Raw genomic sequence first — 13,218 nt, 5'->3', positions numbered from 1 at the left:
GATATCTTTTTTAAAGGCTTATAATGAGCGTGATATTTTTATAGGTATGACTTTATGAAACGTAGTCGGAATGAAGTAGGGCGGTGGCGGATGTTACGCCAGAATTTTAACCGTCGGCGCCGTTGGCTGGAAGGGCAATCAAGACGTAATTTACGCATTTATTCACTACGTAAATTAAATGGTTATAAACAGCGTCGAGCTTTATTGTTTGTTCAGCATGGCGAATGGATACATTGAAAAAATAATATTTTTGGCCTTATATTCACGCTCACCTACAATCTTTATTGAATATGATTGCTATTTGCATTTAAACTAGCAGTCATTCGAGGATTGACTATTATGCTGCTAATCAAGAATTCCCTTATGCGCTGGATACGTTGGCCAATATTGTTATCAGTTTGTTTGCACATTTCTATTGCTGCCGCCCTTTTTTGTTCTGCAATGCCGGAAAAACAGTCTGATGTTGCACTTATGTCTGTCGCTATGATTCAGTTAGCGGCTGAAGAAGCTCCTGTTTCGGAGCCGGCAGCGCCTGAGCCTGAATCAGAACCGGAGGAACCGGAACCTGTTCCGGAGCCGGTAATTCCAAAACCAGAGGTGAAGAAACCGAAACCAGAAGTGAAGAAGAAGGTTGTTAAAAAGCAATCTGAACCCGTTGAAAAGAGAGCTGAACAACCGGAAAAACCGCAGTTTAATCAGAATGCGCTGGCTAACCGTACTGATAATAATCAGAATAAACCGGTGGTTAAACCGCAGAATGGGCCAAGGGCATTAAGTAAAGAGTTACCTGTCTACCCATCCAGGGCTTCAGCATTGGGTACCGAAGGCTATGTGAAAGTCAAATATGATATTGATGAAGATGGACGGGTAAGAAATATAGAAGTCATTGGCGCTAATCCACCCAATATTTTTGAAAGGGAGGTGAAAAAAGCGATGAGAAAATGGCGTTTTGAAAAAATACCTGCGGTTGGTTATATCACAACCGTTGAATTCAAAATTACGGGTATATCTCAATCCTGATTGTCGGGGAAATGGAAATAAAAAAGGAGCATTATTAACACGCTCCTTTTTCCATTAATAATTAGCCTTATTCGTTATTGCTGCTAGCGAGTTGAAAGTGGGTTTTGCCTTCTGGCAATCGACGGGAGGCATTATCTTCATTAACCGCAACATAAGTGAATACCGCTTCGGTTGCACGATAGCGTTGACCGACAGGTGCAGAGGCGACTTTCTTCACCCAGACTTCGATGTTGATGGTAATCGAACTGTTACCGGTTTTGAGACAGTGTGCATAGCAGCAGACGACATCACCAACGGCGACAGGTTTCAGGAAAGTAATACCATCTACTCTGACAGTGACAACACGGCCTTCTGCAATTTCTTTTGCCAGAATTGCACCACCAATATCCATTTGTGACATTAACCATCCACCAAAAATATCTCCATTGGCGTTGGTATCAGCGGGCATAGCAAGTGTGCGGAGGACTAACTCTCCGTTAGGTAATTGTTGTTGTGTCATTGAAAACTTTACTTTATTTGATGAAAAAACAATACCTGCCTACTGACGATGGCAGGCAGGTATCCATTGGAATGGGGTTACTTCTGTTCGCGTGGCAGGTGACGGTAAATATATACTACACTGAGCACGGTGAAAACCAGAGTCAGGGCAGTCAGACCAAATACTTTAAAATTAACCCAGACATCTTGTGGTAACCAGAATGCGACATAAATATTAGCCAGCGCACAGGCAGTAAAAAACAGCGCCCATGCCATATTGAGTTTGTTCCAGACAAAATCGGGCAAAACTAACTCTTTTCCTAGCATTTTCTGAATCAGCGGTTTTTTCATAAACCATTGGCTGCCTAGCAAGGCTAATGCGAATAATGCATAGATGACTGTAACTTTCCATTTGATAAAGAGATCACTGTGGAAAGCTAAAGTTAAAGTACCGAAGACAGCCACCATGATAAAAGTGATCAGGGAAGATTTCTCTACTTTCCGGTAAATGAAATAAGTAATAGCGACAGCTAAACCGGTGGCGGCGATCAGCGCTCCAGAAGCGTAAAAAATGTCATACATTTTGTATACGACAAAAAAGACGACTAAAGGTAGAAAGTCTAAAAGTTGTTTCATATTTGAACCTATCGTAATTCCGGCATCTGATTATCATCCGATTTTAGTCATTTTGAAATCCATAGGGTATATCTCTCAATAAAAAAGATTTTTATCGATCGGTTTCGCAGAATTCTATCATAAAGAGCGGCGTAATTAACTTCCGGTTGTCAGTGAGCATATAACGCAGCATTATAGCTAAAACCCGTTGAAAAATAAGAGGGCATAAACCAGATGCAGTGGAAAAAACTACAGCGTTGGATGCCAGGGTTGGGCAATTTTTCTCATTATCGCAAGGAATGGTTGAGTCATGATTTAAGAGCCGGGCTTTCTGTCGCCGCAGTTGCGCTGCCGGTTGCGATTGCTTACGCTGAATTGATGGGAATAAGTGCAATTATCGGCCTTTATGCATGCATTTTACCTATGTTCGCTTATGCATTATTTGGTACCTCAAGACAGTTGATTGTCGGACCAGATGCAGCAACGTGTGCCGTTATTGCAGCGGCTGTCGCGCCATTGGTTTTTGATAATGAAGATGTACGCTGGCAGCTGACAATCGTAATGACCTTAATGACCGGGATATGGTGTGTTCTCGCCAGTCACTTCCGATTAGGCGCGTTTGCTGATTTTCTTTCCAAACCGATCCTGAAAGGATTAATGAACGGTGTTGCATTGACAATCATTGTGGATCAGCTAGCTAAAGTGTTTGGTTTTGCTGGCGTTCCGGCGGGATTGATTGAACGGGTGATCGCATTACCTGCCAAACTGATGGGTACGCATTTACCGACGCTAGCAATGTCTGTTGCTACGGTGTTGATTTTGCTCGCTGTGCGTTTCTTGCGTCCGACTTGGCCGGGGCCTTTGTTGGCAATGGTATTAGCGACTTATTTAAGCTGGCAATTTGGTCTGGAAAAATATGGCATCCAGATTGTTGGTAGTGTCAGCGGTGGGGGATTACCAGTTGTACCAGTGCCCGATTTCCAGCCAGGCATTATGCGTGAGCTAGTTATCCCGTCTTTGAACCTTGCTGTTATCAGTTTTGTCAGTTTTATGATGACGGCCCGCAGCTTTGCCAGTAAAAATGGTTATCAGATTGATGCAGATTGTGAACTTAGGGCCTTAGGCATTGCGAATATCGCTTCTGCTTTATCACAAGGATTTGCTGTCAGTGCTGCCAGCAGTCGTACTGCGGTTAATGATGCGATTGGTGGGAAAACGCAATTGGTTTCGGTTATCGCAGCGACCATTATTCTGCTGATTTTGTTATTTATGACAAGTTTCCTGGCTTATATCCCGTTGTCATCGCTTGGTGTGGTGTTGATTTATTCGGCATCGTCACTGTTGGACTTACGGCGGATCTGGTCACTGAGGAAAAGAAATCATCAGGCATTTACTTTATCACTATTTACATTAATTTCCGTGCTGGTGGTTGGCTTGATTAACGGTGTTGGTTTCGCCGTTTTGCTTGGTTTATTACAGTTTTTGCGAACTATATTCCGCCCGACAGATCAGCTCTTAGGGGTGAATGACCAAGGAATGATTCATTCAATTAATCATGGCAATGATATTAAACCAATAGATGGCGTAATGATGTATCGATTTAATTCACCATTGACTTATTTCAATGTCAGCTATTTTAAAAAGCGGGTGTTGCAGCATGTTGACAGGATTCAAAAACTTAACAAAACGCAAAAACATCCGGGTTGGCTGGTTGTCGATGCGGCTGTGAGTTTTACCCATGATGATGTCAGTGTATTTGCCGCCATTGATGAGTTGATTAATGAATTGAAAGTAAGAGATATCACATTGGTGCTCGCCGGACGTCGGACAGAACTTACCCGTTGGATAAAACAGAATAAGCTGCAAAGTAGTGATGACGATCTGATTGTGGCGCCCGATCTCTATTTTGCGGTACGAATGATCCAAAGTAAGCCTGAATGGTACTCGAATTACATTAAAAGATAATAATTTACAGTGGGTTGTTCACTTGAAGTTCGTTGAATAAAAACATATGATTAGATCATAACAAATAAAGAGGTTTTCGTAATGCAATCTGATTCAGGTTTGGACGTCTTGCTTGGGTTGCATGGTCAGAGAGTCATTGATGAAATTATCGCTGAACGCGAAAAAAGAGGGTAATACGATGAAAGCACTCATTGGCGTGATGAATGAAGAGCTTATACGCAAGCGTACATTGGCTATTATTAAGGGTGAATATATTGTTCAACCTGATGAGCCTAAAATCTGGTTTACTTCCATGATTGCGCTTGCTCAAGTACTTAGCAGTGACAATATTGCGCTTCTGCGTCTTATCGATGAGCACAAACCAGAGACAATCGCAGAGCTGGCTAATTTGTCAGGAAGGAAACCAAGCAACCTGTCAGTCACATTAAAGACACTTAGCCGACATGGTTTTGTCACGCTTGAAAAAAGTAATAAAAGTGTAAAACCAAAGGCGCTGTTTACTGACTTTGAAATAAAAATTGAGCAGGAAATCAGTGAAAGGGTGATGTCATCTTGTGGGGCTAAAAATATAGCGGCTTGAAATAGTAAATTTAACACCATGTAAATGAATACAACGTAAACTTGTTTATAACTTTCAGCCTCATGGTTTTATCACTGTGAGGTCTGATTGAACGATTATTCAGCTATAATAGCGCGTTATTGAGATCAATAAATAAATGCGAGAAATAAAATAATCACAATGATAATTATAATTGAGAAAAATAGTTATTAATTCCTGAACGTATGATTATTGACCGTCGCTATTCTATTAACTGAGATATCAGATCCTGAATACCTACCTTATTTTAAGATTTCTTGTTAAAAAACAATATGATTGAAGCATTAAGTATTTAATACCACGTTACATTCTGTTTTTCGATAAGTATATTTTAACAAAGCAAATCATTATTACTTGTACAATAACTATTTAGGACGTTCCAATGAAAAAGGCATTGATAGCCTCAGCAGTGGCAATTGGTTTATCTGTATTCACATTTGCAGCAAATGCCGGTGAACACACGATTTCGGGTGGTTATGCTCAGAGTCATGTGAAAGTTGATGGTGAAAAACTTGATGAAAACCCAAAAGGCTTTAACCTGAAATATCGCTATGAATTGGATAATAATTGGGGTGTTATTGGCTCATTCACGATGACACATCAGGGTTATGATTACTATTATGGTAGTAAAAAAGTTGGTACTGGTGATTTAGATTACTATTCTCTGATGGCTGGCCCTACATACCGCTTTAATGAATACGTGAGTGTATACGGTCTGGTTGGTGCTGCACACGGAAAGGTAAAGGAAAATAGTCAAATTTCTATTTTGGGCTTTAACTATAGTTATGAATATGAAGAAAGTAAGACCTCTGCTGCTTATGGTCTAGGATTGCAATTTAACCCTATGCCAAATTGGGTTATTGATACATCTTATGAATATTCAAAAGTAGGTAACTACAAAGTAGGCACTTGGGTAATTGGTGCGGGTTATCGATTCTAAATAGTATTTCCAATGTAGTCGTTCCTTTAAAGGGAATTCAGTCCAACTTTTGCGCTCTGGGCAATTTTATTAAGTGACTGAAGATAATAAAGTAATGTTAGAACCGACTCTCTGTTAGTTTGTTAGATAGTTTATTTAAAGGCTATCGAAATAATGAGGATAGAGAGTACGGATTTTCATCAGGGATTATTGAAACCGGATATATGTTTTTGACTATTGGTTTAATGTCCATATATCTATTTAGTTGAAATTGTTAGTCCATGTTTAGCCATATAATCTGAAGATTATTCCTTTATTAGTTATCACTATTATTCTAGACAAAATTCCCTGTTGTAAAACAGGGAATTTTTTTGCTTTTATCTCAATAGTGAAGTGATGAAATTCTAATAAGTACAAAAAACATCCGATTAAAATGGAAAAATTCTTCTGCTCAAGATGGGAAGCAGTTATTACTTGATCTTGTTAAACGGAAACTTAACAAAAAACGGGATTGAGTTGTTTTCTATTGGTTGCTGATAAATAATTGCGGTCCGTAATTAATGTTTTCTATATTTTATACAATATTAGGGATTTTCAATGAAAAGAACATTGGTGGCCTCAGTAGTAGCAGTAGGTTTATCTGTATTCTCATTTGCGGCAAATGCCGGTGAACACACGATTTCTGGTGGCTATGCTCAGGGTCATGTGAAAGCTGATGAAATTAAAGTTAATGATGAAAAGCTTGATAAAAAGTTTGATGAAAACCTAAAAGGTTTTAACTTGAAATATCGCTACGAGTTGGATAATAATTTTGGGGTTATTAGTTCATTCACATATACACACAAGGGGATCGAACCGATGCCTTCTGTTAAAGCTGATATGGATTATTATTCTCTAATGGCGGGTCCTACATATCGTTTTAATGAATATGTCAGTGCATACGGTCTGATTGGTGCTGCACATGGAAAGGTAAAGAGTGAAGGTTCTAACTCTAACTCTGACTTTAAATACAATAAGACATCAGTGGCTTATGGCCTAGGATTACAGTTTAACCCTATGCCAAATTGGACTATTGACACATCCTATGAATATTCAAAACTGAATGATATTAAAATAGGCACTTGGGTAGTTGGTGTTGGCTATCGGTTTTAACCGAAATTCGCTAATTAGTATTTAATTAGCTCTCTTTTCTATAGAATTCCCTGTTGAAAAACAGGGAATTTTTTGCATATTAGTTCAATTCAGTTATCACCAGCTTATTCTGTTTACCCCATAGTTTTATCACTATGGGGTTTTGTTTGAATAGCTACTTTATATTGATTTTTGTTGTGGAGAGGCAATCAGCATATACAACCGGAACAGATAAATCAGCAAAATAGCTGAAATGAGGTTATTGAATACACCAAGAATAATCCCTGCCATCTCGCTGTGAATGAATGTTAGGCGGTCAATAATAAATACCAACAAGAGCCTTGCGGTCAGCCATAAAAGAATTGCCGGAACCAACAGACGAATATTAGCAAATGCTAGTTTCCAGCTTATTTTCATAGAAGCAAAAATGCCGCGACGTTCAGCAGTCATAATAACGGGTGATAAAGCCAGTGCGATCGACAAAATAATGCCTGGTACTAGCATCAGCATCAAGCCCAGTTGAATTAACAGGGTGCAGATAAGCAGTAATAGGAATAGTTTCGGTAACTGGCTTGCTGATAAACCAATTGCCTGTAATGAAGAAATACGGTTTCCTGCTGAAACTGCCGCGACCAGCGTCAGTACGCCACCGACCAGTAGCACGCTGCCAATCATACTTGAGAAAATGGTCCCGATTCCCGCTCGCATGATCATTGACTGTTGCTCTGGGGTCATTTGAGACACCAGCTCCTGAATACCGGCCTTGCCTGAAGTGGCAAACGTAAATTCTGCTTCTGTCAGCAACTTCATCTGTTCGCTGTCAGGAATAAACAGGTGCCCCAATAAGGTGGTAACCAGAGCCGCCAGAACGGCCAAAGTCAGGGTACTTAACAGTTGATTTTTGAAAAAGTTAAAACTGTCACGGTACAGGGTATTCGCCGTGATTGGCATGAAGACAGCTCCTATCAGGTTAAACAACAATGCATAAGGGGTGATTGTACCTTGTTATGGGGAAATGTGGATAGTAGAAACGAGATGATACGGATAAATTAATGGTTAACTGTGATTATTGATAGTAGAAAAAAGTTCTTCACTTTATATTCTTAAGATAAAAATAAACATAAAATTAACCTTATTAAAACATAATGGAAATATAATGATAAGGAAAGATAAAACTTCGGAATGAGTATATAAATAAAGGATTTGTAACTGATTAATAATAAATGAATTTTGATCTGGATCAATTTAAAATAATTCCCAATTGAAATAATAATATTATAAATATGCGGTTTTACTGAAATTCTTTGAAAGATGTGATCTGTCTTGGATCATGATTTCTAATATATGAGTATATTTTAATTGACTTTAAATCACAGAAATGGGATGAATAATGAAAAAAATTTCTGCATTTGTATTAGCAGCGGCAACTTTAGCACCATCATTCGCTTTTGCTCATGAAGCGGGTGATTTTATTTTCCGCACAGGTACTGCGACGGTAAGACCTAATACGGGGTCTGACAATGTATTAGGGGTGGGTTCTTTGAGTGCGGATAATAATACCCAGATGGGTTTAACCTTCAGTTATATGATTACCGATAATATTGGTTTTGAATTACTGGCAGGGACACCCTTCCAGCATCGGGTAAGTTTACCGGGTGTTGGTGATATTGCTAAAGTAAAACATCTCCCGCCGACATTAATGGCGCAATACTATTTCGGTTCTAAAGAAAGTAGTTTCCGTCCTTATGTTGGTGTTGGTCTTAACTACACCACTTTCTTTAACGAAAAATTCAACGGCAATTCGGCTGTTAAAGATAATAACTTACATAGTCTGGATTTGAAGGATTCCTGGGGTGTTGCGGGGCAGGTTGGTCTGGATTATGAGTTAGATCAGAATTGGATGTTGAACGCCTCTGTGTGGTGGGTAAACATTGAAACAGATGTGAAATTTAAAGCAGGTGACCAGCAATATAAAATTGATACCCGGCTTGATCCGTGGGTATTTATGTTTGGGGTTGGTTATCACTTTTAATAAAAAAATGGGGCAGATTTTGCCCCATTTTTTGTATTAAAGTTGAGTGGCAGACTTCATTTTTGATACAAATTCAGCCAGTTTTTCCAGCATTATTTTTGGCTGGAAAAGATTTTCTTCGATAATTTTAACAACGGCAGATCCTGAAATGGCTCCCGCTGCGCCGCTTGCTAATGTTTCTTTTACCTGCTTAGGTTCTGAAATCCCAAATCCTTGTAACGGTGGCGCAGCATGATATTCCCGTAGTTTATTGACTAAATGATTTAACGGTTTTTCACCTCGTCTTTCTATACCGGTCACTCCTGCTCTTGATAATAGGTAGGTATATCCGCGGCCATAAGAAGCAATTTCACGTAATAGTTCATCTTCCGCGTTGGGAGGGCAGATAAAAATAGGAGCGATACCATGTTTCATCGCTGCGGTACGGAATGGTCGTGATTCTGACATGGGAACATCTGCAACTAATACTGAATCGACTTCTGCATCTTTGCAACGGCGGTAGAACTCGTCTATTCCATGATGAAAAACCAGGTTGGCATACATTAATAAACCAATAGGAATATCAGGATATTTTGCCCGAATTTTTGTTAATAGTTCAAAACAGAGCGAGGGAGTCACATTTGAGGAGAAGGCACGCAGATTAGCGTTCTGAATGGTTGGGCCGTCAGCTAGCGGATCAGAAAAAGGAATACTTAACTCAAGAGCGTCAGCGCCACTTGCAATCAGAGTATCAATAATTTCCAGTGATAATTCCGGGTTTGGATCGCCTAATGTGACAAAGGGGACAAAAGCACCTTGTTTACGACTTTCCAGTTGTTTAAATAGTTGCTCGTAACGTTCCATTAGATTTCCCCTCTGGATTTTAAAATATCATGGACAGTAAATATGTCTTTATCACCGCGACCGGATAGATTGACGATCAGTAATTGCTCTTTATCAGGCGCTTGATGGATCATTTTTAAAGCATAAGCCAGCGCATGAGAGGATTCGAGGGCTGGAATAATGCCTTCTTCACGGGAAAGGGTTTTGAACGCTTCTAATGCTTCATCATCGGTGATGGAAACATAGTCAGCCCGTCCAATACTGTTCAGATAGGCATGTTGAGGGCCAACGGAAGGGAAATCCAGACCGGCGGAAATAGAATAAGATTCTTCAATCTGGCCTTCATCTGTCTGCATCATTGGCGATTTCATACCAAAATAGATCCCCAATTTGCCATGTTTCAGTGGAGCGCCATGTTTACCGGTTTCAATACCTAGCCCGGCAGGTTCAATACCAATGAGGCGGACTGATGTTTCGGGAATAAATTCGGCAAACATGCCAATGGCATTGGAACCTCCACCAACACAGGCCAACACGGCATCGGGCAGGCGTCCCTCTTTTGCCAGAATCTGGGATTTGGCTTCTTCGCCGATCATACGTTGGAACTCTCGAACCATCGTCGGATAAGGATGGGGTCCAGCGGCAGTCCCTAATAAGTAGTGGGCTTTATCGTAGCTGCCAGACCAATCACGTAATGCTTCATTGCAGGCATCTTTTAAGGTAGCAGAGCCGCTGTGGACCGGAATGACTTCGGCTCCCATCAGACGCATGCGGAAAACATTAGGGGATTGGCGCTCCACATCTTTAGCGCCCATATAAATGCGGCATTTCATATTTAAAAGTGCGCAAGTGAGGGCGGTTGCCACACCATGTTGACCAGCGCCGGTTTCCGCAATAATTTCGTTTTTGCCCATGCGTTTCGCCAATAATGCCTGACCAAGTACCTGATTGGTTTTATGAGCGCCTCCGTGTAATAGATCTTCACGTTTCAGATAAAGTCGGGTTTTGGTGCCTTTCGTCAGATTACGACATAACGTTAATGCTGTTGGCCTGCCGGCATAATTTTTCAGTAGATCCTGAAATTCTTGCTGGAATTCGGGATCTTGCTGAGCCGCAATAAATGCGGCTTCTAATTGTTCAAGGGCTGGAATAAGGATCTGTGGTACAAATTGTCCACCGAAATCACCAAAATAGGGGTTAAGCTTACTCATTATTCTATTTGTCCATTGTAATTAATCGGAAGATTGTAATTAACTGGGAAATTGTTACTTACTGGTAACAGCGTAGAAGCTGAAACACTTTATTTAATTTATGACTGCTTTTAATGCCGGGGGCGCTTTCGACGCCAGAATTAAAATCAAGTCCGCAACAGCCATATTTTGCCGCTTGTTGGCAATTTTCTTCATTTAATCCACCGGCTAGCATGACATTGGCGAGTAATTGCTTTTCAAGTAATTGCCAATCGAAACTTTGGCCGGTTCCACCTTTGCCGTTATCAAGTAAATAACGGTCAACATTTTCGGCTTGGACGTGAAATGCCTCTTTCGACATATCAATTGCCTTCCAGATTTGACAATTTTCAGGCAGTGTTTTTCGCAGTTCCGTAATATAAACTTCGCCTTCTGCGCCATGTAATTGCACCGCAGCCAGAGAAAGGGTACGGGCGGTATGACTGATGAATGCAGATGATTGATTTTGAAATACCCCTACATATTTGAGATTTGCTGCATTGATAATTTGTTGGGCTTGTTGAATATTAATATTACGTGGTGAATGTTCAGCAAATATCAAACCACCATAAACAGCACCTGCCTGTAATGCTGCTTTAGCATCTTGTGGACGCGTTAACCCACAGACTTTATTTTCCCCCAGAATCAGTTGACGTAATGCTAAGTCTAGATTGGATTGGGCCATCAAAGCGCTGCCAATGAGAAAGCCATTAGCATAATGACTAAGATCACGAATTTGTTGATGTTGGTGAATGCCTGACTCGCTGATAACAATTGTTCCTTCCGGTAACTGCGGCGCAAGTTGCTTGGTACGGTTTAAATCGATAGAAAGATCTCTCAGATCACGGTTATTGATACCTATCACTTTAGCTTTTAGCGCCACTGCTCTGGCTCGCTCTTCCTCTGAACTGACTTCCGTCAGTACACCCATATTCAGGCTATGCGCAAGTTCAGACAGCGCAATATATTGCTGATCATCAAGAACAGACAGCATCAGTAAAATTGCATCGGCTTGATAATAACGGGCAAGATAAATTTGATAAGGATCGATAATAAAATCTTTGCACAATACCGGCTGGTGAACAGTATCACTGACTAAGCGAAGAAATTCATAGCTACCCTGAAAATATTTTTCATCAGTTAATACAGAGATGGCGGCAGCATAAGGCTGATAAATTTTCGCTATTTGAATGGGATCAAAATCCTGACGAATAATGCCTTTAGAAGGAGATGCCTTTTTACATTCCAGAATAAAAACCGTCTGTTCACTACTTAACGCCTGATAAAAATGACGATTGCTGGCAACAACGGCATCAATAAAACCTTCCAATGGTTGCTGTTGTTTGCGATCAATAAGATATTCGGCTTTATCATTAACAATTTTCTGTAAAATTGTGGCTTGCATGATTAACTCCTTGTTGCAAGTGCTATGACTCGTTCATAAGCTCGGCCACTGTGAATGGCTTCGAGAGCTTGTTGGGTGTTATGACGTAAATTTTCCTGTCCATGAATTTTCATTAACAGGGCAACGTTAGCCGCAACGGCATCAGCATGCGCTTTCTTGCCTCGCCCTTGTAACAATAAACTGAGCATTTCACGATTATCCTCTGGTGAACCTCCTTTTAATGCGGATATTGGATGATGTTGTAAACCAAAATCTTCAGCATTTAATTGATAATGGATAATTTCTCCATCATTAAGTTCTGCAACTTTCGTTGGCGCATGCAGTGCGACTTCATCCATACCGCCGCTGTGAACAACCGCCGCCCGTTGATAGCCGAGAACCTGTAAGGTGTGGGCAATAGGTCCAACGAGTTCAGGGCTGTAGACGCCAATTAAAGCCAGTGGTGGACGAGCCGGGTTGATCAGAGGACCTAATATATTGAATAGCGTCCGGGTTTTCAGTTGTTGACGTACCGGCATCGCATGGCGGAATCCAAGATGATACTGTGGTGCAAATAGGAAACAGATGCCGATTTCATCCAATGCGCTACGGGCACATTCCGCGCTGACATCAAGGGCGATACCAAACGCTGCCAACAAATCAGAAGAACCTGATCGACTGGAAACACTGCGATTACCATGTTTGGCGACTTTAATCTGACAAGCCGCGGCGACAAAGGCACTGGCGGTTGAAATATTGATGCTGTTCGCGCCATCACCGCCTGTTCCGACGATATCGCAGAAAGTGTAATCCGGCCGTGGAAATGGCAGGGCATTTGCCAGTAATGCTTGGGCTGCGCCGGCGATCTCCTGAGGTTGTTCACCGCGTAATTTCATGCTGATAAGTACAGCAGCGAGTTGTGATTCACTTAATTCTCCTTGAATAATGGCTGCAAATAGTTGCTGGCTTTCTTGTTGCGTCAGTGTCTGCGCATTAAACAATTTGTTGAAAATAGCCTGCATTTTC

At 40.9% G+C, this 13,218-nt stretch carries 14 protein-coding genes; 7 read left to right on the top strand and 7 right to left on the bottom strand.

The window, feature by feature from the left end; translation table 11 throughout:
• Nucleotides 1-54 precede the first annotated feature (54 nt).
• Nucleotides 55-237, top strand: coding sequence for a YciY family protein (locus B0X70_RS12465; protein WP_036805691.1), 183 nt, complete (start codon nt 55-57; stop codon nt 235-237).
• A gap of 102 nt (nt 238-339) precedes the next feature.
• Nucleotides 340-1,020 carry a TonB system transport protein TonB gene (gene tonB, locus B0X70_RS12460; protein WP_217471633.1) on the top strand — a complete coding sequence of 227 codons (681 nt, stop codon included), beginning with the start codon at nt 340-342 and terminating at the stop codon, nt 1,018-1,020.
• A gap of 67 nt (nt 1,021-1,087) precedes the next feature.
• On the opposite strand, the gene yciA is transcribed toward tonB, so the two are convergent.
• Nucleotides 1,088-1,519 (bottom strand): acyl-CoA thioester hydrolase YciA, encoded by a 432-nt coding sequence (gene yciA / locus B0X70_RS12455; RefSeq protein WP_217471632.1) that lies wholly within the window; start codon nt 1,517-1,519, stop codon nt 1,088-1,090.
• Nucleotides 1,520-1,596: 77 nt separating this feature from the next.
• Nucleotides 1,597-2,133 (bottom strand): septation protein A, encoded by a 537-nt coding sequence (locus tag B0X70_RS12450; protein WP_036777126.1) that lies wholly within the window; start codon nt 2,131-2,133, stop codon nt 1,597-1,599.
• A 213-nt stretch (nt 2,134-2,346) separates the two neighbouring features.
• Here B0X70_RS12450 and B0X70_RS12445 point away from each other — a divergent pair, with 213 nt between their 5' ends.
• The 4 genes from B0X70_RS12445 to B0X70_RS12430 all read left to right on the top strand — a co-directional run bounded on the left by B0X70_RS12445 (nt 2,347) and on the right by B0X70_RS12430 (nt 6,746).
• The gene (locus tag B0X70_RS12445; RefSeq protein WP_036805695.1) at nt 2,347-4,077 is read left to right on the top strand and encodes a SulP family inorganic anion transporter; all 1,731 of its coding nucleotides are present in this window, start codon (nt 2,347-2,349) and stop codon (nt 4,075-4,077) included.
• A 178-nt stretch (nt 4,078-4,255) separates the two neighbouring features.
• Nucleotides 4,256-4,657 carry an HVO_A0114 family putative DNA-binding protein gene (locus B0X70_RS12440; protein WP_036777240.1) on the top strand — a complete coding sequence of 134 codons (402 nt, stop codon included), beginning with the start codon at nt 4,256-4,258 and terminating at the stop codon, nt 4,655-4,657.
• 400 nt (nt 4,658-5,057) lie between these two features.
• The gene (locus B0X70_RS12435) at nt 5,058-5,615 is read left to right on the top strand and encodes an Ail/Lom family outer membrane beta-barrel protein (protein ID WP_217471631.1); all 558 of its coding nucleotides are present in this window, start codon (nt 5,058-5,060) and stop codon (nt 5,613-5,615) included.
• Between the two features lie 576 nt (nt 5,616-6,191).
• A complete protein-coding gene (locus B0X70_RS12430) occupies nt 6,192-6,746 on the top strand; it encodes an Ail/Lom family outer membrane beta-barrel protein (RefSeq protein ID WP_110087228.1) in 555 nt (184 codons plus the stop codon).
• A 159-nt stretch (nt 6,747-6,905) separates the two neighbouring features.
• On the opposite strand, the gene B0X70_RS12425 is transcribed toward B0X70_RS12430, so the two are convergent.
• Nucleotides 6,906-7,676, bottom strand: a complete 771-nt coding sequence (locus B0X70_RS12425; protein ID WP_040148646.1) for a YciC family protein — start codon at nt 7,674-7,676, stop codon at nt 6,906-6,908.
• Between the two features lie 439 nt (nt 7,677-8,115).
• On the opposite strand from B0X70_RS12425, the gene ompW reads away from it, so the two are divergent.
• Nucleotides 8,116-8,757 carry an outer membrane protein OmpW gene (gene ompW, locus B0X70_RS12420; protein WP_036805710.1) on the top strand — a complete coding sequence of 214 codons (642 nt, stop codon included), beginning with the start codon at nt 8,116-8,118 and terminating at the stop codon, nt 8,755-8,757.
• 36 nt (nt 8,758-8,793) lie between these two features.
• On the opposite strand, the gene trpA is transcribed toward ompW, so the two are convergent.
• From trpA to trpD, 4 genes are read right to left on the bottom strand one after another with little or no spacing between them, the layout of a single operon-like run.
• The gene (trpA, locus tag B0X70_RS12415) at nt 8,794-9,600 is read right to left on the bottom strand and encodes a tryptophan synthase subunit alpha (protein WP_217471630.1); all 807 of its coding nucleotides are present in this window, start codon (nt 9,598-9,600) and stop codon (nt 8,794-8,796) included.
• Nucleotides 9,600-10,790, bottom strand: a complete 1,191-nt coding sequence (gene trpB, locus B0X70_RS12410; protein ID WP_046397255.1) for a tryptophan synthase subunit beta — start codon at nt 10,788-10,790, stop codon at nt 9,600-9,602. Before trpB ends, trpA begins: the two co-directional genes overlap by 1 nt.
• A 58-nt stretch (nt 10,791-10,848) precedes the next feature.
• Entirely contained in the window at nt 10,849-12,213 is a 1,365-nt protein-coding gene (trpCF, locus tag B0X70_RS12405; RefSeq protein ID WP_217471629.1) for a bifunctional indole-3-glycerol-phosphate synthase TrpC/phosphoribosylanthranilate isomerase TrpF, read from the bottom strand.
• 2 nt (nt 12,214-12,215) lie between these two features.
• Nucleotides 12,216-13,214, bottom strand: a complete 999-nt coding sequence (trpD, locus tag B0X70_RS12400; protein WP_214068076.1) for an anthranilate phosphoribosyltransferase — start codon at nt 13,212-13,214, stop codon at nt 12,216-12,218.
• Nucleotides 13,215-13,218: the final 4 nt, after the last annotated feature.

This window comes from Photorhabdus akhurstii (assembly GCF_019090985.1).
GTDB lineage: Bacteria > Pseudomonadota > Gammaproteobacteria > Enterobacterales > Enterobacteriaceae > Photorhabdus > Photorhabdus akhurstii.
Note: the sequence above shows the minus strand (reverse complement) of the source record. Positions and strands in the feature narration are given on the sequence as shown.